Source organism: Cupriavidus sp. DB3 (assembly GCF_020418465.1).
Taxonomy (GTDB): Bacteria; Pseudomonadota; Gammaproteobacteria; order Burkholderiales; family Burkholderiaceae; genus Cupriavidus; species Cupriavidus cauae.
The window spans coordinates 21,078-40,507 of sequence record NZ_JAIZPL010000011.1; the positions used below are offsets into that span (position 1 = coordinate 21,078).

Sequence of the window (19,430 nt, forward strand, 5' to 3'; positions counted from 1 at the left end):
TCGAAACATGGAAAGGGCGCAAGCCCGGTCGGGAGCGCGCGCTTCAACCCCCGCGGCGCTGTGCCATCCGTTGCCCGATGGCCCGCAAGGTCGGTTTGGGCAGCCGCGCGGCGAAGGGGAAGACCTCCCGCTCCTCGCGCTCGATATGCCGCAGGTAGCGCGCGGCGAACTGCGCGAGGGCTGCCGGCGCAGCGCCGGCCGAGCCTTGCTGCACGGCCTCCAGCCAAGGCCGGGCCTGCTCCCACAGCGCATCGAGCGCCTCGTGGTCGTCCTCCAGGGCCTGCATCGTGGCCGTCAACACGTCCTCGCCAAGCCCTCGCAGGGCAGGGAACAAGTCCGCTTCCTCGTCCGCATGGTGCAAGGGCGCGGCAACCGTGAAATACCGGACGATGCCAGCCGCAGCGGTGCGCGCCTGACCGTCCGCGCCATGCCTGGCGGTGTGCTCGGCAAGCCGGCCGCACAGCGAGGCAAAACGCCGGACCTTGTCGTGGCAGGCGGTCAACAATTCGATCGGGGATTCGAACGAGGGAAGGGTCGGGGTATTGGGCAGCATGGCTCGTCCATTATCGCGCCGTCCGGGGGCCCCGCGATCGAGCGCCATTTTTTCGGGGTGGCTGGCAATCTTTACCGCCCGGTTCAGCTCGCACAACGGATGTCACGGGACTCCAGCGGTGGCGCAAGGCTTGCTTGGCGTCATTGGATTCCGCTCATTCGGCTGCCTTCGACACCTTCACTGGAGACCAATATGTCCGACGGAAAACTCGGTATCGCCGGCACGACCTTTATCGCCTTTGCCGTGGCCGGACTGGCCCTCGCCGCCTCGCTGTACCTGGCGTATCTGGCGGCGCCGCCGAAAGGGCGTGCCTTGATCCGGGACGCGCTGGATCACGATTCGGGGTCGGGTCCGCAAGGCTGATCGGGCCGGCTGGAAGCCCGGCCTCGAACTTCGGCGACACCTGCAAGGTCTACCTCCGACATTGCGGCACGCCCACACCGAGTTTTTGCGCCCGCAGCGCATCAGCGTGGGGGGCCGCGTTTCCCAAGGCTTGCCGTATTACCGCATTTCCCCGATGAAGGCGTTGCGCAACCCCAGGTGCCTGCTGCTGGAAAGCCGCTGGCTCGTTCCACGGCATTTCGACGGCATCAGTCTCGGCCCGATCGTGCTGCTTCGACCCGGTGTATCGGCCGGGCTGATCGCGCATGAACTGGTTCACGTGCGCCAGTTCTGGCGCCGGCCGTTCACGCACGGGCCGCGATATCTGCTGTCGAAGGCCTATCGGCAGGCCTGCGAGGTGGAGGCCTACCGGGCGCAACTCCAAGCCGCGGAAAGCACGCCCGCGCGCATTGCCCATCTGGCGCGCTACCTCGCGACGAAGTATCGCCTCGACATCGACCAGGAGACGGCGGTGCGGCTGCTTTCCGCAGTCTCCACCGACGATTCCCCACGCTGATCCGGTGTGGTCGCCGCAGTCATCAATGCCAGGACGTGCGCTGCGTCATCGTCATCACCATCCGAATCCGCACGTCGCCCGATTTCATTCGCCGATACGCCTGCATCGCATTCTCCAGCGGCATCACCTCGAGCGACGCAGTCGGGATGACGGCCTGGATTGCACCCGCCATCAGTTGCCGAAGTAGTTCAGCCCCAGCGCGCCCTTGACCTCGCTCAGCGTCGCGCCCGCGGTTTCCCGCGCGCGCATCGTTCCTTGCCGGAGAATCTCCAGCACGCCGGCGCGGTCGCGGTCGAATTCGAGGCGCCGTTCACGAATCGGTGCGATCAGCGCCTGCAAGCGCTCGTTGAGCCGGCGCTTGACGATGCTGTCTCCCAGGCCGCCACGGCGATAGTGGGCCTTGAGCTCGTCCACGGCCGCCGTGTCCGGTTCGAAGGCATCGAGGAACATGAACACGACATTACCCTCCACCTGGCCCGGGTCGCTGACGCGCAGATGGTTCGGGTCGGTGTACATCTCGTGGACCGCCTTCGAGATCTCGTCCGGCGTGGCGCCGAGCGAGATCGCGTTGCCGAGCGACTTGCTCATCTTCGCCTTGCCGTCGATGCCAGGCAGGCGCGGCACGTGTGACAGCACCGCTTCGCATTCGACCAGCACCTCGCGCCCGACCGTCAGGTTGAAGCGGCGCACCAGCTCGTTGGTCTGCTCGATCATCGGCTGCTGGTCGTCCCCGACCGGCACCAGCGTCGCCTTGAACGCCGTGATATCGGCGGCCTGGCTCACCGGATAGGTCAGAAAGCCAGCCGGGATGTCGCGCTCGAATCCGCGCAGCCGGATTTCTTCCTTGATGGTCGGATTGCGCTCCAGGCGCGAGACCGTCACCAGGTTCAGCAGGTATTGCGTCAGTTCCGCCAGCTCGGGCACCTGCGACTGGATGAAGATCGTCGACTTGTCCGGGTCGATACCGACGGCGAGATAGTCGAGCGCGACCTCGAGGACGTTCTCGGTGACCTTCTGATGGCGGCCGACGTTGTCGGTCATGGCCTGCGTATCGGCCAGCAGCAGGAATTGCTTCGCTTCGTGTTGCAGCTGCACGCGCGAGCGCAGCGAGCCGATGTAGTGGCCGAGGTGAAGGGGACCGGTGGTGCGGTCGCCGGTCAGGATGATGGGTTGGGTGGCGTGCGTCATGGGATGGTGTTCCGGTGATCTGTTCCGGTTATCGACACCACCAGCCACTGTGCGCAGAAACGAAAATGCCGCCAGGAGGCTGGCGGCATCGCGTTTTCGAGGTGCGTGTGGAAACGGGCCGCCTGGGTCAGGCGCGCCACCAATATTGCCGGGTCGGCGAGTTGGGCTTCGTATCCATGGGGGCGAGTATAGCGCATGGGCTCGGGGTGCATTGCGCCTGAACATGCCGCAGAGCGGACGCGCCGGACCGGGGCGATCCGCCGGCGATACATTCCACGCTGGAATACATCGCCGAAAAATCTTCACGCCGCGCGCGGCGCGGTCCTCCATACTGGCTTCATCATTGAACCGCAGCGATGGGGAGGAGCACCGTGAAACAGGCATTGGCATGGATATTGGTGGCGGGCGCGATCGGCATGGCCATGCCGTCGGCACAGGCGGCGTGGCCGGAAAAGCCGATCAAGCTGATCGTGCCCACGGCGGCCGGAGGCGCGCCCGACATCGTGGCGCGGCTGTTCGGCGATGCGTTGTCCAAACGGCTGGGCCAGGCCATCGTGGTGGAGAACCGGCCCGGCGCCGGCGGCAACATCGGCATGCAGGCATTGCTGCAGGCACCCGCCGATGGCTACACGATCGCCTATGGCAACAACGCGACGCTGGCGACCAACCGGTTCCTCTATAGCCGGCTGCCGTACGACCCGGACAAGCTGGTACCCATCGTGGGGCTGGTGACCACCTTCAATATCCTCGCGGTCAACAACGCGCTGCCGGTCAAATCCGTGCGCGAACTGATCGCCTACGCGCAGGCCAATCCCGGCAAGCTGTCGATGGGCTCGGCCGGCAACGGCACGACCAGCCATCTGGGCGGCGAGCTGTTCAAGACGCTGGCCCATCTGAACATCGAGCACGTGCCGTACAAGGGCAGTACCCCGGCGCTGCAGGACTTGGTCGGCAACAACGTGCAGCTGATGTTCGACAACGTGCCGTCGATCGGGCCCTACGTCAGCAGCAACAAAGTCCGCGCGCTGGCCGTGACATCGACCCGGCGCTCGCCGCATTTCCCGCAGGTGCCGACCATGGATGAAGCCGGGATCAAGGGCTACGAATTGACCGCGTGGGCCGGGCTGGTCGGCGCACCCGGCATGCCGGCGGAGGTGGTGGACCGGCTCAATCGCGAGGTCAACGCGGTGATCCGCGACCCCGGCTTCCGTGCGCAGCTGGACCGGCTTTCCTTTGAGCCGCTGGGCGGATCGCCGCGCGATTTCCAGGCGCTGGTGACGTCCGAAACCGTGAAGTTCGGCGAGCTGGTGCGCAAGAGCGGCGCCAAGGTCGATTGAGGGCGAAGCGCATGCCATCTCATTTCGATCTGATCATCCGCCACGGCGACCTGATCGACGGCAGCGGCGCGCCGCGGCGCGCTGCCGACGTGGCGGTGCGCGATGGCGTGATCGCCGCCATCGGCATCGGTCCGGATGCCACGGCCGATGAGGTCGTCGATGCCACCGGCATGGTTGTCACGCCAGGATTCATCGACACCCATACGCACGACGACTGGATGGTGTTCCAGTCCCCGCAGATGCTGCCCAAGGTGACGCAGGGGGTCACCACCATCATCGCGGGCAACTGCGGCATCAGCCTGTTCCCGCTCGTGACCGATACCATCCCGCCCGCGCCGCTCGACATCATGCGCGGCGGCTTCGTGTTCGAGTCCGTGCGGGCCTACCGCGACGCATTCGCCGCCAGGCCCGCCACCGTGAACGTATCGGTGCTCGTCGGGCAATCGACGCTGCGCGCGCGCCGCGTCGCGCAGCTCGGACGCCCGGCCAGCGACGGCGAGATCGACAGCATGCGGCGCGACGTGGAGCAGGCCCTGCTGGAAGGCGCCATCGGCGTCTCCACCGGTACCTTCTATCCTCCCTCGGCAGCAGCACCGGAGGAGGAAATCCTGCGCATGTGCGAGCCGATGCAGCGGCTGGGGGGCGTGCTGGTCTCGCATATGCGCGATGAAAGCGACAAGGTCGCCGAGGCGATCGACGAGACTGCGCGCCTGGGCAAGGCGCTCAATGTGCCGACTGTGATTTCGCACCACAAGCTGGTCGGCAAGCGCAACCACGGCCGCAGCCGGGAGACGCTGGCGCAGGTGCGGGAGCTCTCGCGCACCATGCCGCTTTGCATGGACTGCTATCCGTATGCGGCGTCGTCCACCATGCTGCGTCCGGAACGGGTGGACCAGTGCGACCGGATCCTGATCACGTGGTCGGCCTCGCATCCGGAAGCGGCCGGCCGCTATCTGGAAGATCTGGCGCAGGAATGGCAGCGCTCGCGGCGCGAGGTGGCGCAGGCCTTGCTGCCGGGCGGCGCGGTGTACTTCATCATGGACGAGGACGATGTGCGGGACATCCTCGGCTACCCGGACACGATGATCGGCTCCGACGGCATTCCGTCGGACGAAACGCCGCATCCTCGCCTGTGGGGCACTTTTCCGCGCGTGCTGGGCCTGTACTCGCGCGAGCTGGGCCTGTTCCCGCTCGAGCGGGCTGTCCACAAGATGACGGGCCTGCCGGCGCAGCGCTTCGGGCTCGAGGGAAGAGGGCATCTGGCCGTGGGCAAGGTCGCCGACATCACGGTGTTCGACCCGGCGACCATCCGCGATTGCGCCACCTTCGATGCGCCAACACAGCCCTCGGTCGGCGTGCGCGACGTGTTCGTTGCCGGACAGGCTACGCTGCGCGGCGGCACGCCGACGGGCAACCGGCCCGGACGCTTCGTGACGTCGACCCTCGTCAGGTCACGCACGCCGGCATGAGCCCATGCCAGTCAGCCTGCGTCGGCATTGGCGGTTTGCAGCAGCCAGTCGACGAAGGTCACCAGCGTCGGGTTGGCGCGCTTCTCTTCGAGGCAGACGAAGTAATACGACTTCGGCGACAGATAGCTCGTGTCGGACAGCCGCACCAGCCGGCCGGCCCGAAGATCGTCGCCGGCGACATAGTCGGGCAGCAGCGCCACGCCCATGCCGCTGATGGCGGCCTGCAGGCCCATGGTCAGCAGGCCGTAGCGTGGCCCGTCGCCGGGCCTTGCCACCTTGGCGCCAATCTGTGCGAGATAGGCCGGCCACGCGTCCAGCGCCGTCTGTTGATGGAGCAGGGGCAGGTGCCGCAGCGCCTGGGACAGCGTACCGCGGCGCGGCAGCCTGTCCGGGGCGCATACGGGGAACAGCTCGAGCGGCATGACTTCGACGCCGAAGTGTCCCGGCGGCGGCCCGCCGCAGTACATGATGGCGGCGTCCAGGCCGCTGTGGAGCAGGTCGACCGGACCGACTTTGGTCGTGATGTTGAGCTGGATCTGCGGATGCTGCTTGGCAAATTGCAGCATGCGTGGCAGCAGCCAGATATTCCCCAGCGAGACCGGCACCGACACATCGAGGCGGCCGCCGGATGCGCGGCCGGTGAGGACTTCCAGCGTGGCTTCCTCGAGGAGATTCAGTGCCTGCCTGACGCGCTTCAGGTATTCCACGCCGGTCGCCGTCGCGACGACGCCCCCCTTGCGCCGATCCAGCAGCCGCACGCCGAGAAAGGTCTCCAGTTCCGTCAATTGCTTGCTGACGGCGCTCTGCGTCAGGCACAGTTCCTCGGCCGCCTCGGTCAGGCTTCCCTTGCGCACGGTGGCTTCGAGCGCCACCAGGTTGGCAAGGGCGGGCAGGTTCCGGCTGGTGGTGCTTTTCATCGGGACATCCTCGGGCGGTCGGCGGGACTCGGTGCGGTGGCCGCGGGCACTGCGTGCGCCATTGTCGTTCATGTATTCCGTGAGCGAAAGTAACACGATGACTGACGACACGAACCCGCTGGCTGCGCCGGCGTCCCCTGGCAAGCTCGCGCCGGCATGCGATGTGTTCGAACTGCCGATCGCCGAACTGGCGCGCCGCATGGATGCCGGCACGTTGACGGCTGAAGCGCTGGTGGCGGGGCATCTGGCGCGCATCGAGGCGTTCGACCGTTCCGGGCCGTCGATCAACGCGGTCAGCCAGTTGCATCCCGATGCGCTGCATGACGCGGTGCGGCTCGACCGCGAACGCCGGCTGCGGGGGGCGAGGGGCCCGCTGCACGGCATCCCGATGGTGGTCAAGGACAATATCGACACGGTCGGATTGCCGACCACGGCCGGTTGCGCCGCGCTGCGCGACGCGATGCCCGCCGCCGACGCGCCGGTCGTGACGCGGTTGCGCGCCGCGGGTGCGATCGTGCTGGCCAAGGCCAATATGTCGGAGCTCGCCGCGTCCAATGGGCGCTTCGGCTACAGCTCGGCCAGCGGCCTGACCTTGAATCCTTACCGGCTCTCCCGCAATGCCAGCGGGTCCAGCAGCGGCACGGGGGCGGCGGTGGCGGCCGGTTTCGCGGTGTTCGGACTCGGCACCGATTCATTCGGCTCGGTGCGCGGCCCCGCCTGTGTGCATGCCCTGGTCGGGCTCAGGCCGACCCACGGCTTGCTCGAGGCGGACGGCGTGCTGCCCCTGGCGCAGTCCTTCGATACCGTCGGGCCGCTGGCGCGCACGGTGGACGACGCGGCGCTGGTGCTCGCGGCGCTGGCGCCGGGGGCGGGCATCGATAGCCCGATGGAAGGTGTTGCCGGTCGCCGCCTTGGCATCGTGATGGACTTCAACGGTGGCAATGACGAGATCGATGCGCTGTTTTCGCGAGCGTGCATGGATCTGGCCGACGCCGGTGCGCAGACCGTGCCGGTCGCGCTGCCCGCCGATGCGCGGCATCTGTACGAGCGGGTGCTGGGCGATATCGCGCGCAGCGAATGGGCGGTGCAGCTCGACCGCTATCTGGCGGCGATGCCGTCGTCTTGCCCGAGGGATGCCGCAGCGCTATTGGCGCGCATCGATGCGCAAATTGGCGATGGATTGGGCGATGGATTGGGCGATGGAGCAGGGCGCTCGCCGAACCCGCTGACGATCGCCGCGCTGCGCCATGCGGTGGAAACTCGCGACGAGCCCGCACGCCCGGGCCTGTCCGCGGCCCGCGCGTTCGGCGCCGCGCTTGCCGGCCTGATGCAGGCCAACGGCTGCGCCGCGCTGATTTTTCCCACGCTGGCGTGCCCGGCGTCGCCGCGCTTCGATCTGGACGACCCCAGCTACCGCTGCCGGGTTTCCAATCCTCTGGCGCCGATGCACATGGCGAGCGCCGCCGGTTTTCCGGAGATCAGTGTGCCGATGGGCTGGACCGAGTCCGGCGTGCCTGCGGGACTGTCCTTGCTGGGCCGCCCTGGCGACGAACGCCTATTGCTCGGCATCGCGCGCGACTACGAGGCGGCGACGGGGCATCGTCGTGCGCCGGGGTTGGGGTAGCGGCCGACTGGGTCAGGGCTCCTGCGAACAACAACGGCTGGAGGAACGCGTTTGCGCCTCGCCGCGCGGCGCCAACCCGCGCATCCTGTTTGAAGCGCCGTTCCTGAAGGCGGGAATCCAGGATCTCACTGGTTGTATCGGCGCGGACCGCTACCTGGGCGGTCCTTCACGCGGCCGCTTGGTCGTCAATCGTCACGGATGCCAGGTCGAAGGCCGCTCCATGCGTGCCTCCGGCCACTGACTTCCTGCCATGGCATAGGACAGCCGGTTCGCTGCTTCCACAACCGTCTGCGCCAACTCGAGAAGGCGGGCTTCTCCAAGGCGAGCGGTTGGACCCGATATGCACATCGAGCCCAGCAAGCGCCAATGCAGCCCAAAAACGGGCGCTGCCACACTCGAGACTTCCGGCTCGCGCTCGCCCATGGACAGATGAAAGCCGCGTTGGCGGATCAGTTCGTACGGCTCTCCCGATGCGCCGGAAAAAGCCAGGATGACGCGACCCGGCGCGCCACTGTCCAGCGGCAGCGTCGCACCTATCCGCACATGATGACGGATGGCTTGCGGACCTTCGACGCGCAGCAGACACGTTCTCTCCTGACCCTCGCGCACATAGAAGGACGCGCTTTCGCCAGTCTTGATGGAAAGCTCGCGCAACGTGGGTTCCACGACTTCCTGCACGTTGAAGGTGGCCTGATAGCAGGCGCCCAGCCAACCCGCGGCCCGTCCGAGCCGCCAGTTTCCGTCTTCCTTCTGCACCAGGTAGTTGAACGTGGCGAGCGTCCTCGCAAGACGCAGCACGGTGGTCTTGTGGATGCCTGTGCGCCGGCTGATGTCCGCGAGCGAGAGTTCGGGGTCGGTCACATCGAATGCGCCCAACACCTGGAGTGCCCGTTTGACGGCGATGACGCCCCCACTGCCTTCGTCGCCGCGCGAGCGGGCGGATGTTGGGCCGTTTTCCTGGTTCATGCTTTGAAACGAGTTGCGTGGTGTGAAACGGCATTGTACGGCTTGAAACGATGCACAACAATCCGCTCCACAACAACACTGTGGAGACACCCATGCATCCCCTACGCCGTTTGTCAGCCGTCATCTGCATGGCGGCTGCACCCCTCGCCTTTGCCGCTTCCCCATACCCGGCCAAGCCCATCCGCGTCCTGGTTCCGTTCCCCGCCGGCGGCGGTACCGACATCATTGCGCGGGAAGTCACCAATCGGGTGGCACTGTCGACGGGATGGACCTTCGTCATCGAGAACAAGCCGGGCTCCGGCGGCAATCTCGGTATCGACGCGGTCGCAAAGGCCACCCCTGACGGCTACACGATCGGCATGGGCCAGACGAGCAATCTGGCCATCAATCCCACGCTGTACCCACGTCTGCCGTACGACCCGCTCAAGCATCTGGTCCCCGTCGGCATGGTGGCGAGCGCGCCGCTCGTTCTCGCGACGTCAGTGTCGTCGCCCTACAAATCGCTCGCGGACGTCATCACAGCCGGCCGTGCCAAGCCCGGGACCATCAACTTCGCCTCGCCGGGGAACGGCACCGTCGCGCATTTGGCTGGCGAGCAATTTCAGCGCACGGCTGCGCTCCAGCTGACCCACATTCCTTACAAGGGCGCCGCGCAGGCGGTCAATGACCTTATCGGGGGACAGGTCGACCTCTATATGGCGTCCGTCCCCAGCCTGCTCGGCCATATCCGCAGCGGCAAGTTGCGGGCTCTGGCGGTGTCCTCTGCTGCCCGGGTGTCGGACCTGCCTCAGGTGCCCACCTTCGCCGAATCCGGCGTCAAGGGCTTTGACGCCGCGACATGGTTCGGCTTTGTCGCGCCCGCCGGCACGCCCACGGACATCGTGATGCGCTTGAACGCCGAGTTCAACAAGGCCCTGAAGGTGCCGGAACTGGCCAAAAAACTGAACGACCAGGGCGCCACCGTACTGGCGGGTACGCCCGATCAATTCGGCGCGTTGATCAGACAGGACATCACGCGCTGGTCGGCGGTCATCAAGGCGTCCGGCACCAAGCTGGACTGACTCCACTCCATTCCTTCCCGTCTTTCTGAGCCACATCATGAGCTTGCCCAATATCGTCAAATCGTTCGAACGTGTGCCCGCTGACCTCGTCGCCCGCGCCGCCAAATTCCAGCCTGCCATCCTGGCCGACGTTGCCGGCCGTCGTGGTGCCTTGCATGGCCGTATCAAGGCCCTGCGGCCAAACATGAAGGTGGCTGGACCGGCCTTCACCGTGGAAGTCCGCCCGGGCGACAACCTGATGATCCATGCCGCGCTGGCACTGGCGCAGCCGGGCGATGTGCTGGTCATCGACGGGAAGGGCGATCAAACGTCGGCCCTGATGGGGGCCATCATGATGAATGCGGCGCGACAGCGTGGCCTGGCGGGCGTGGTGATGGACGGGGCCGTGCGCGACAGCCTCGAGATTGAAGAACTCGGCTTTCCCGTGTTCTCCGTCGGTACCAACCCGAACGGTCCCACCAAGGAAGCGGGCGGCCGCCTCGGCCACCCGGTTTCGGTAGGGGGCGTGACGATCAAGCCAGGCGACTATATCTGCGGCGACGCCGATGGCGTGGTCGCGGTCGAGCGCGAGAAGATCGAAGCGTTGTTGCCGCTGGCTGCCCACAAGGAGGAGGCCGAGGCGCGCCGCATCGCCCAGATTCGCGAGGGCAATACCAACGCGCCGTGGCTGCTTGCCTCGCTTGTCACCGCCGGCGTGATCAAAGACGGTGAGGTGCTCTGATGTCCCGGCCCAGCATTCTGGTTACGGCTGCCGACCTCGCACCCCAGGCCGTGGCGCTGCTGCGCGACTATGAAGTGATCTTTGCCGGCAAGACGCCGCAGCCCGATGACCTCATTGCCCTGGCAAAGCAGCACAATCCCGTGGCGATCATTGTTCGATACGGCAAGGTCGGCCCGGAGATCATGGATGCTGCCCCGGCGTTGAAGGTCATCTCCAAGCACGGCAGCGGTATCGACGTCATTGACCAGAAGGCCGCCGCAGCGCGCGGTATCGCCGTCAAGGCGGCAGTGGGCGCAAATGCGGCGGCTGTGGCGGAACACGCGTGGGCCCTGATTCTGGCCTGCGCCAAATCGGTCCCGCAACTGGACGACCGCATGCGGGCCGGCCACTGGGACAAGGCCACTCACAAGGCCATCGAACTGTCAGGCCGCACGCTGGGCGTCGTTGGCCTGGGCGAGATCGGCCGGCGCGTTGCCGTCATCGGCCGGGCAATGGGCATGCGCGTCCTGGGCTTCGATCCGTTTGCCAGCGCCGTCCCCGAGGGAGTTCAGCTGGTGGAGCTGACGCAACTGTTCCGCGACGCGGACGTGGTGTCCCTGCATTGCCCGCTGACCGACGAGAACCGGCGCCTGCTGAACCGCGAAACGATTGCATCCTTCAAGGACGGCGCCATCCTGGTGAACACGGCCCGGGGGGGCCTCATCGACGAAGCTGCTCTCGTCGACGCCATGCGCAGCGGAAAGCTGTATGCCGCTGGCCTGGACAGCTTCGAGAACGAACCGCTCCCTTCGCCTCATCCGTTCCGCGACGTGCCGAACCTGATCCTGTCGCCGCACATTGGCGGTGTCAGTGACGCAGCCTACGTGAACATGGGCTTGGGCGCCGCGAGGAACGTACTGGCCGTGCTGGAGAGCGCGAGCGTCGCCTGAGCCGCCGCCCTCCGATATGCGCGCTGTGCTCTGCATAGACGCGCTTCCGAATTGCCTTCGAATCAATTGCCGCGGCGCGCATGCTGCCCCCGCATGCAGCCCCGTTTACGAGGGGCAGTGAGCCGACCGCTGCCATAGGAGACCGCAGTGAACACCGTTCAATCCCTTGTTGCGACGATGGTCGGCGCACTGGCGTTTGCGATGACGAGCCAGTCGGCCGTTGCAGCCTATCCTGACAAGCCTGTCCGCATCGTCGTGCCGAACCCGCCGGGCGGTGCGGTAGACGTGGTGACGCGCAAGGTCGCGCAACAGCTGTCTATCCAGTTGGGCCAGAGCTTCGTCGTCGAAAACAAGCCCGGTGCGTCGGGAACCATTGGCACGAGTGTGGTCGTCAATGCGCCAGCCGACGGCTATACCTTGCTTGCGAACGATAATTCCTACACGACGCTGCCCTATGTCTTCAAGAAGCTCAACTGGGACCATGCGTCGGCGCTGATTCCCATCGCTCCCTTCGCCTTTTCACCGGTCGTTCTGGGCGTCAAGGCCGACTCGCGTTTCAAGGACCTGGCTTCGCTGGTTGCCTATGCCAAGTCCAATCCCGGCAAGGTCACGTTCGGGACCGGTGGACCCGGCAGCGCGCCTCACTTCGCCACGGAGGCGTTCCAGCAAGCAGCGGGCATCGAGTTGATGCATGTTCCTTACAAGGGGGCAGGCGATGCCGTTGTGGGCTTGCTGTCGGGCAGCGTCGACCTGCTGGTGCTGTCGACGCCCAGTGTGCTGTCACAGGTCAAGGGCAAGCAAATGCGTTTGCTTGGCATCAGCGGCAAGGAGCGGGTTGCGGCGCTGCCGGACGCACCGACATTCGCGGAAGGCGGCGTTCCCAACTTCTCTCTCTTCAACTGGTCCGGACTCGCGGCGCCGAAGGGAACGCCACCGGACGTGGTCCAGAAGCTCCAGCAAGCCGTCAAGAAGGCGTTGGAGTCGCCCGATGTGAAAGCCTTCCTCGAGAACATGGGATCGCAGCCAGGGAAGCTGGACAGCCATGGCTTTGCGCAACTGATCCAGCGTGAAACGGCACAGTGGGCATCGGTGGCACAGAAGGCCAACATCGAAAAGCAATAGTCCAAGCAAGATCCAGGCGCATCCAAACCAGGAGTCGAACCCATGTATCTGTTGCAACCGCCCGCGCTGCGGGACGCCGAAGTCTTCACGATGATGCCGGATGCCTTGCGCCGTCGTCATGTGGATACGGACTGGGCGCGCGCCAATCGCGGTGGCGCGCGTATCGATGCGTTCCTTGAGGGGCCGGTATGGGCAGATGGCCACCTATGGGTGTCCGACATTCCTTTCGGACGGATATTCCGCATCTCTGCTACAGGAGAATGGGAGCTGGTTGCCGAGTATGACGGAGAACCCAACGGCATGAAGCGGCTGTCCGGCGACCAATTCCTGATCACCGACTACCGCAACGGGTTGATGGTGCTGGACGCGCGGACCGGTACGGTGCGGCCTTGGCTGGAGCGCCGGAACAGCGAGCGGTTTCGCGGACTGAACGACCTGACCTTCGACGCCCGCGGCAACCTTTACTTCACCGACCAGGGGCAGACCGGCATGCACGATCCCACCGGGCGGGTTTACCGGCTGACACCGGATGGCCGCCTCGATGTGCTGATCGCAAACGCTCCGAGCCCGAACGGCTTGGTACTGTCGCCGGACGAGAAGGTGCTCTTCGTGGCCATGACCCGGGGCAATTGCGTCTGGCGGGTGCCGCTGCAGGACGATGGCTCCGTCAGCAAGGTAGGGCAGTTCTTTACGAGCTACGGGCCGAGCGGGCCCGACGGCCTGGCCATGCGCGCCGATGGTCATCTCCTTGTCGCCAACCCGGGCCTCGGCTATGTCTGGGTGTTGAACGCGCGCGCCGAACCGATCGAGATCATCCGCGGCCCTGCTGGAGCCTCGGTGACCAACCTCTGTTTCGGTGGGGAGGATGGGAAGACGCTGTTCATCACGGAATCCACCGGCAGCAGCATATTGCGTATCGACATGCCGGAATCGGGCGCTCCGGTTCATGGCGGCAGGGCAGGGGAATACCGTGCGTGAGCCGGACGCGGTGTTCGCCAACGCGTGTGACTGCCATATGCATGTCTATGACAGCCGCTATCCGGCAGCGCCGGGCGCGACGCTGCTGCCGCCCGATGCCACCGTATCGGCGTACCGTGCCGTGCAGCGGCGCCAGGGAACCACGCGCACCGTGGTGGTAACGCCGTCCACCTACGGGCTCGACAATGCCTGCACGCTCGATGCAATCGCGCAATTGGGCGGTGAGGCGCGTGGCGTTGCAGTCGTTGGTCCAGATGTTGGCGAGACGGAGCTCGACACACTTCATCGTGCCGGCATTCGCGGCATCCGCTTCAACCTCACCATGCCGGGCCCGCTCGACCTTTCTGCGCTGCCCGGACTTGCCGCCCGCATCGCTCCGCTGGGCTGGCACGTTCAACTCAATATCCCCGCCGGCTGGCTTACCGACATCGCGGCGACCCTCCGCGCCCTCCCTGTCGCCGTGGTTTTCGACCACTACGGACATCTTCCATTCGGCAGGCCCGAAGGAGAGAAGGGGTATGCCGTGATCGCGGACCTAGTTCAGTGCGGCAAGGCATGGGTCAAGCTGTCCGCACCCTACATCGAAACCCTCGACGGGCCGCCGGCATACCGGGACGCGGCGCGACTGGCATCGCGATACACGCGCCTGGCGCCCGATCGCATGGTGTGGGGCTCCGACTGGCCGCATCCCACCGTGCAGGCTGCGGGTGGCGATCCCATCGATGATCGCAGCATGCTCGCGCTTTTTCGCGAATGGTGCGCCAGCGATGCGGTGGCCCGGCAGGTGCTGGTCCACAACCCCAAGGCGCTTTACGGCTTCGACGACGGATAGTCCTCGGGCGCTCGCACCGCGGCGCGACGAGCCAAGGCCAGTCTGCAAATCGACAACATAAACATATGGAGATACCTGATGCCCCAACTGTTTTCCCACTTCCGTGGTAACCCCTTGTGCGCCCTCATCGTGGCGCTGACCGCCGTCGCCGCCGGGGCGCCTGTCGCAGCGACGGCGCAGTCGGACTGGCCGAACAGGCCCATCACCTACGTCGTCCCGTATCCCCCCGGTGGCACTACCGATATCGTGGCCCGGCTGATCGCCCAGAAGCTGGGACAAGCCCTGCATACAACAGTGGTGGTCGAAAACAAGCCAGGCGCTACCGGCGCCATCGGTTCCGCATTCGTCGCCCGGGCTGCGCCCGATGGATACACGCTGCTCGGCGCGTCCACGGCATCCCACGCCATCAACCCTGCATTGAATCCCAAGCCGACCTACGACGCGGTCAAATCGTTTGCGCCGGTGGTTCTGGTTGGAACCATTCCGAGTGTTCTGGTCGTCGGGGCAAATAGTCCCTATCGCGACGTCCGTGGTCTGCTGGCGGCGGCAAAGCGCGAGCCGGGCAAACTGAGCTACGGCTCCGGTGGTACCGGCACCATCCTTCAGATGTCTGCGGAATTGCTGCAGCAGCAGCAAGGCATACGCATGACCCACGTACCTTACAAAGGGGACGTTCCCGCGATTCAGGACGTCATGGCGGGCCATGTCGACTTCATGTTTGCGCCCACCGCGCCGATCCTGCCGCTCGTAAAAGCCGGCAAGCTGCGGGCGCTTGCCGTCGCCACGAAGGCACGGGTTCCGGGCTTTCCGAACGTTCCAACGATGGCAGAGGCCGGTGTGCCTGGCTTCGAGGCCGAACAGTGGCAGGGCATTTTTGCCCCCGCGGGTACCCCGACAGCGGTGATCCAGAAACTCAATGCCGAGATCAACCGCGCGTTGAACGACCCGGAGGTACGGGCTCAGTTCGACGGCTTGGGGATCAAACCGGCGGGTGGTGCGGCCCAGGCGCTTGCCGATTTACAGAAAGAAGACATTGCGAAGTGGACGCGCGTCGGTAAAGCAGGGGGCATCGTGCTGGAGTAGGGCGAAAAGAGGCCCCCGGCTTCATCGTTACGCCCCGAGCGTTTGGCCTGGCAAGGCGCTTCATGCATCGTTTCGACGAGATGTGCCTGTCGATCTAAGCCCTCGCTCGAAACACCGGTTGGTGCCTTACGCTGTCGCGCTCGAGCATTCGCCGGTACCAGGCTGCAAGGGCCGCGCATTCCGCGGGCACCGGCAGCTTCACCAGCGACGCAAAGATCAATCCCCCGATGACTGTGATATCGGCCATCGAAAACGATTCGCCGGCGACATGCGGTTGTTGACGCAGAACGGCATCGAAGTACCGCATGCCTCGCAGTGCCTTGTCGCGTTGCCGCGCTCCCCACTCCGGGTTCTGATAGATCTCAACCTTGGGACCCAATCCCGGCGTGCCGTGGTGGAAATAGACACTGATGGGATCGAGCAGCTCCAGTTCGGCGCGCTTGCTCATCATGTGGATCACGCCTTTTTCCCGCGCGGTGCGACCGGTGAGTATCGGCGCGCCGTCCAGCGCGTCGAGATACTCGGTAATGGCCGTGCATTCCGCAATGCAGGTTCCATCCTCCAATTCGAGCACCGGCAGCGTGCCGGAATAGTTCTTGTTGGCGAGAAATTCGGGGTCCTTGTGCTCGCCCTTGTAGAGATCGACCGTGACGAATCGCACGCGCGATTGCAGGTTCTTTTCCGCCAGCGCGATGCGGACGCGGGTTGGATAGGGCCCGGTCGGAAAGTCATGGATCGTCATGGTGGGCGGCTGGATTGTCTGGACACTGCCATTGGCGTTCATTCGTGTAGTTCCTCGGTCGGTGGAAGTGGAACGGAACCAGGGCGATCGTCATGTACGGTTATTTGATTCGTTAGCCTACCTAACGTTCGTTAGGGTAAACGTACAAGGTACAATACGGGGTGTCAACATCCATTCCGGTCCCAGAGGTGGAAGCCATGACCAGTGACGCGAGACAGAACTCCAGAGAGAAAATCCTTGCGGCAGCCACCTCCATTGCGCAGGCCCATGGCTACGGCGGACTGAATTTTCGCGATCTGGCCGAGGCGGTCGGCATCCGGGCTGCCAGCATCTACCACCATTTCGACAGCAAGGCCGATCTCGGCGCGGCGGTAGCCCGGCGCTATTGGGAAACCGCGGCGGCGCACCTGGACGCCTCGCTGGCCAAATCGAAGAGCCCGCTGGACAGCCTGCATCGTTATCCCGACATGTTCCGCAAGGCGCTACAGAGCAGCAATCGCATCTGCCTGTGCAGCTTCATGGCCGCGGAAACCGACGATCTTCCTGAAGTGGTAAGGAAGGAGGTCCGGACCTTTGTCGACGTCAATATTGCCTGGCTGGCCAAGGTACTGGCCGCGGCAGGCGTGGTCTCTGGCAAGGAAGGGCGAGCGCGGGCTCGCGCCATCTTTGCCGCGATCGCCGGCGCCCAGCTCATTGCCAGGAGCCAGTCCGACATCTCGGTCTACGACTCGCTGATCGAAAGCTATCGGAAGACCGGTCTTTTGCCCGCCTAGCAAGCCGCCAAGTCGGACGAACCCCGATCCGCTGCAGACACTGGCCACGCTGCATTACGTGGAAGGCGGAACGGAGGCAAAGGGCGATCCGATCCTTCTCATTCCGGGATGGCCACAGAGTTGGTACGCCTGACAATTTCCGGCGCTGGTCACTTCGTGCTCGAAGAGAGTCTGTCGGAGGTAGCGCAGGCCGTACTGAAATTCGTGCGAGCGGAGCCACCGGCCGGCCGATAGCGCGTCGGCCACGTCGCGGACCTCCTGTCGTTGGCGTTGAGGCGCCGCGACAGGCGCGCCAGGCGCCGACCGCCGGGCGGTCACTGCCGGACCCGCTGGTACCTTGCCATCAGCGGTGTAGCGGTCGAACCATGCAGCACGATGGACACCACGACCGTGCACAGGGTGATCTGAAGCAGCAGGTCGGCATGGGCCATATCGGGTGCATGTGCCAGCGAATAGGCCAGGTAGTACAGGGAGCCGATGCCGCGAATGCCGAACCATGCGGTGAGCCGGCGTTGCGCCGGCCGCAAGCGCATGCCGATCGTGGACAAATAGACGGAGAGCGGGCGGATCAGCAGGATGAGCAGCAGGGCAGTGCCCAAAGCTGGAACGCTGAACGTTGCCCGCGTCAGCATGGTGCCGATCAGCAGGGTGACGCACAGTTCGGCCAGCCGCTCCACATCGAAGGAGAACTCGGAAACGGTCTGCGTCAGATACGCGGCAGCCTTGTTCTCGTGCGTGGCGATCTGTTCGAGTCCCTTTGCGGGAAGGGCGCCGAGCACTTCTTCCGGCGACCTGTTCGGGTTCTCCTCGCGTTCGACCTGGCGCATTGCCACGCCCGCCGCGAACACCGCCAGGAAGCCATAGGTGCTGGCCAACAAGGCGGCGCCATAGGCCACGCCGATCAGGCCCAGCGTGAAATGGCTCTCCAGCCCGACAGCCTCATGGAAACGCATGCGCAAGGCGAGGATGGTCTTGCTGGCCAGCAAGCCAAGCGCGGCGCCGATTCCAAGCCCGCCCAGCGTTGCCCAGACGAGGTCGACGGCGATCCATCGCGTCAGCCCGGGACCCAGTTCGTGATAGCCGAGCAGGCCCAGGCCAAGCATCGCAAACGGGAACGCCGTGCCATCGTTGAGGCCGCCTTCCCCGGTCAGGCCAAAACGAACGATGTCCCGGTCTTCGGTGTTCGCCATTTGCACATCGGACGCCAGCACGGGGTCCGTCGGCGCAAGAATGGCGCCGGCCAGTATCGCGGCACCGAGCGGCAGACCCAGCCACCCGACCCCGACCGCGCATAGCCCCGCGATGGTGAGCACCATCGCCACGCTGGCAAGCTGGATCGGCATCCGCCATATCGACAGCGCCATGCGGACACGCAAACGCAGCCCAACGCCGAACAGGGAGATCAGCACGGCCACTTCGGTGACGATCTCCAGCAGCCGGACATGGCCAGGGTCGTGGAGATCCAGCGTGATCATCCCGGCGCCAATGGGTCCGAGCGCCACGCCAAACAGCAGGTATAGCGCGGAGGGCGAGATCGGCAGGCGTTTCACCACCGAGCCGATCAGCCCCATCGTCACCATCAGGCCGCCGATCACCAACGCCCAGATCGCGAGCACAGTCATCTCCCCATCAAGGCGGTTTTCCAGGCGGATGAAACCGGGCGGCACCGATCCCACACGGGGCGGCTGTGGGCCAGTTCCTGCTTACCGGCGATCCGCGCTGCACTGTCCGGCCCCAAGCCGCCAAGCTGGCGACCGCTTCCGGCTAGCGATTTGCCGCGGAGACAAAGCCCGCCAGATCGCGGGTGAATCGCTGCGGCTCTTCGAGAAAGGGCGCATGGCCTGAATTATCGTACAGGCTCACTCGAACGCGCGGGTTGAGCGCCCGGGCACGTGCAATGGCCGGTTGGGGCATGACCAAGGCGTCCCTGGCCCCATACAACAGCAGGATCGGCACCTGCGCCTTGGGCAGTCCTTCCGCGACGGCCACCGTCATCGACGGCGTCGCGCGTGTCATCGTCCACGAAGCCATTGCCGCATTGGCCAGCAATCGCTCCATCGTTGGCGCATCCGGCTGCGTGTGAAAGCACAGCCGCAGGCCGGCGCGATGATCACGGAAGGCGGGCAGCATGACGCCTGAGCCGGCGTTGTTTTGCGTAATTTTGTTACTCACGCACTGACGGCGTGACGCTGCTTGTCGCTTGCCTAGTAACAAATTTAGTTGAACAAACGTTGCAG

21 protein-coding genes are annotated in these 19,430 nt (G+C 65.3%); 13 read left to right on the forward strand and 8 right to left on the reverse strand.

Features of this window, described 5'->3' with window-relative positions; genetic code table 11:
* Nucleotides 1-43: 43 nt before the first annotated feature.
* Nucleotides 44-649 (reverse strand): hemerythrin domain-containing protein, encoded by a 606-nt coding sequence (locus K7G19_RS24590; RefSeq protein ID WP_226109597.1) that lies wholly within the window; start codon nt 647-649, stop codon nt 44-46.
* 96 nt (nt 650-745) lie between these two features.
* Between K7G19_RS24590 and K7G19_RS24595 the strand changes: the two genes are divergently transcribed.
* A complete protein-coding gene (locus K7G19_RS24595; protein ID WP_226109599.1) occupies nt 746-916 on the forward strand; it encodes a hypothetical protein in 171 nt (56 codons plus the stop codon).
* 154 nt (nt 917-1,070) lie between these two features.
* Complete coding sequence (locus K7G19_RS24600) at nt 1,071-1,451, forward strand: hypothetical protein (protein WP_226109601.1); 381 nt, start codon at nt 1,071-1,073, stop codon at nt 1,449-1,451.
* Between the two features lie 22 nt (nt 1,452-1,473).
* On the opposite strand, the gene K7G19_RS24605 is transcribed toward K7G19_RS24600, so the two are convergent.
* Both K7G19_RS24605 and trpS read right to left on the reverse strand, forming a co-directional pair.
* Nucleotides 1,474-1,623 (reverse strand): hypothetical protein, encoded by a 150-nt coding sequence (locus tag K7G19_RS24605; RefSeq protein ID WP_226109604.1) that lies wholly within the window; start codon nt 1,621-1,623, stop codon nt 1,474-1,476.
* Nucleotides 1,623-2,639 (reverse strand): tryptophan--tRNA ligase, encoded by a 1,017-nt coding sequence (gene trpS, locus K7G19_RS24610; RefSeq protein WP_226109608.1) that lies wholly within the window; start codon nt 2,637-2,639, stop codon nt 1,623-1,625. Before trpS ends, K7G19_RS24605 begins: the two co-directional genes overlap by 1 nt.
* A 371-nt stretch (nt 2,640-3,010) precedes the next feature.
* Here trpS and K7G19_RS24615 point away from each other — a divergent pair, with 371 nt between their 5' ends.
* Nucleotides 3,011-3,976 (forward strand): tripartite tricarboxylate transporter substrate binding protein, encoded by a 966-nt coding sequence (locus K7G19_RS24615; RefSeq protein ID WP_226109611.1) that lies wholly within the window; start codon nt 3,011-3,013, stop codon nt 3,974-3,976.
* 11 nt (nt 3,977-3,987) lie between these two features.
* Entirely contained in the window at nt 3,988-5,445 is a 1,458-nt protein-coding gene (locus K7G19_RS24620; RefSeq protein WP_226109614.1) for an amidohydrolase family protein, read from the forward strand.
* A gap of 11 nt (nt 5,446-5,456) precedes the next feature.
* Here the strand turns inward: K7G19_RS24620 and K7G19_RS24625 are convergent, their stop codons facing one another.
* Complete coding sequence (locus tag K7G19_RS24625; RefSeq protein ID WP_226109615.1) at nt 5,457-6,362, reverse strand: LysR substrate-binding domain-containing protein; 906 nt, start codon at nt 6,360-6,362, stop codon at nt 5,457-5,459.
* Between the two features lie 97 nt (nt 6,363-6,459).
* Between K7G19_RS24625 and K7G19_RS24630 the strand changes: the two genes are divergently transcribed.
* Complete coding sequence (locus tag K7G19_RS24630) at nt 6,460-7,986, forward strand: amidase family protein (RefSeq protein WP_226109616.1); 1,527 nt, start codon at nt 6,460-6,462, stop codon at nt 7,984-7,986.
* Between the two features lie 192 nt (nt 7,987-8,178).
* Here the strand turns inward: K7G19_RS24630 and K7G19_RS24635 are convergent, their stop codons facing one another.
* Nucleotides 8,179-8,952: an IclR family transcriptional regulator gene (locus K7G19_RS24635; RefSeq protein ID WP_226109617.1), complete on the reverse strand. Its 774-nt coding sequence runs from the start codon at nt 8,950-8,952 to the stop codon at nt 8,179-8,181.
* Between the two features lie 92 nt (nt 8,953-9,044).
* Between K7G19_RS24635 and K7G19_RS24640 the strand changes: the two genes are divergently transcribed.
* From K7G19_RS24640 to K7G19_RS24670, 7 genes are all read left to right on the forward strand, one after another.
* The gene (locus K7G19_RS24640) at nt 9,045-10,013 is read left to right on the forward strand and encodes a tripartite tricarboxylate transporter substrate binding protein (RefSeq protein ID WP_226109619.1); all 969 of its coding nucleotides are present in this window, start codon (nt 9,045-9,047) and stop codon (nt 10,011-10,013) included.
* 37 nt (nt 10,014-10,050) lie between these two features.
* On the forward strand, nt 10,051-10,734 hold the full coding sequence (locus tag K7G19_RS24645; RefSeq protein WP_226109621.1) for an RraA family protein: 684 nt from the start codon (nt 10,051-10,053) through the stop codon (nt 10,732-10,734).
* Nucleotides 10,734-11,663: a hydroxyacid dehydrogenase gene (locus K7G19_RS24650; protein WP_226109622.1), complete on the forward strand. Its 930-nt coding sequence runs from the start codon at nt 10,734-10,736 to the stop codon at nt 11,661-11,663. The genes K7G19_RS24645 and K7G19_RS24650 overlap by 1 nt, the downstream gene beginning before the upstream one ends.
* Nucleotides 11,664-11,840: 177 nt before the next feature.
* Complete coding sequence (locus K7G19_RS24655) at nt 11,841-12,785, forward strand: tripartite tricarboxylate transporter substrate binding protein (RefSeq protein ID WP_226109634.1); 945 nt, start codon at nt 11,841-11,843, stop codon at nt 12,783-12,785.
* Nucleotides 12,786-12,827: 42 nt separating this feature from the next.
* A complete protein-coding gene (locus K7G19_RS24660; protein WP_226109624.1) occupies nt 12,828-13,763 on the forward strand; it encodes an SMP-30/gluconolactonase/LRE family protein in 936 nt (311 codons plus the stop codon).
* Entirely contained in the window at nt 13,756-14,595 is an 840-nt protein-coding gene (locus tag K7G19_RS24665; protein ID WP_226109627.1) for an amidohydrolase, read from the forward strand. Before K7G19_RS24660 ends, K7G19_RS24665 begins: the two co-directional genes overlap by 8 nt.
* 78 nt (nt 14,596-14,673) lie before the next feature.
* Entirely contained in the window at nt 14,674-15,678 is a 1,005-nt protein-coding gene (locus tag K7G19_RS24670) for a tripartite tricarboxylate transporter substrate binding protein (RefSeq protein ID WP_226109629.1), read from the forward strand.
* Between the two features lie 94 nt (nt 15,679-15,772).
* Here the strand turns inward: K7G19_RS24670 and K7G19_RS24675 are convergent, their stop codons facing one another.
* Nucleotides 15,773-16,420 carry a glutathione S-transferase gene (locus K7G19_RS24675; RefSeq protein WP_226109635.1) on the reverse strand — a complete coding sequence of 216 codons (648 nt, stop codon included), beginning with the start codon at nt 16,418-16,420 and terminating at the stop codon, nt 15,773-15,775.
* 197 nt (nt 16,421-16,617) lie between these two features.
* Between K7G19_RS24675 and K7G19_RS24680 the strand changes: the two genes are divergently transcribed.
* Complete coding sequence (locus tag K7G19_RS24680; RefSeq protein WP_226109630.1) at nt 16,618-17,193, forward strand: TetR/AcrR family transcriptional regulator; 576 nt, start codon at nt 16,618-16,620, stop codon at nt 17,191-17,193.
* Nucleotides 17,194-17,507: 314 nt separating this feature from the next.
* Here K7G19_RS24680 and K7G19_RS24685 read toward each other — a convergent pair whose 3' ends face one another.
* Together K7G19_RS24685 and K7G19_RS24690 are read right to left on the reverse strand one after the other, a co-directional pair.
* A complete protein-coding gene (locus tag K7G19_RS24685) occupies nt 17,508-18,815 on the reverse strand; it encodes a sodium:proton antiporter (protein ID WP_226109631.1) in 1,308 nt (435 codons plus the stop codon).
* 142 nt (nt 18,816-18,957) lie between these two features.
* Nucleotides 18,958-19,430: alpha/beta fold hydrolase (locus K7G19_RS24690; protein ID WP_226109632.1), on the reverse strand; the 473-nt coding region annotated here is incomplete at its 5' end.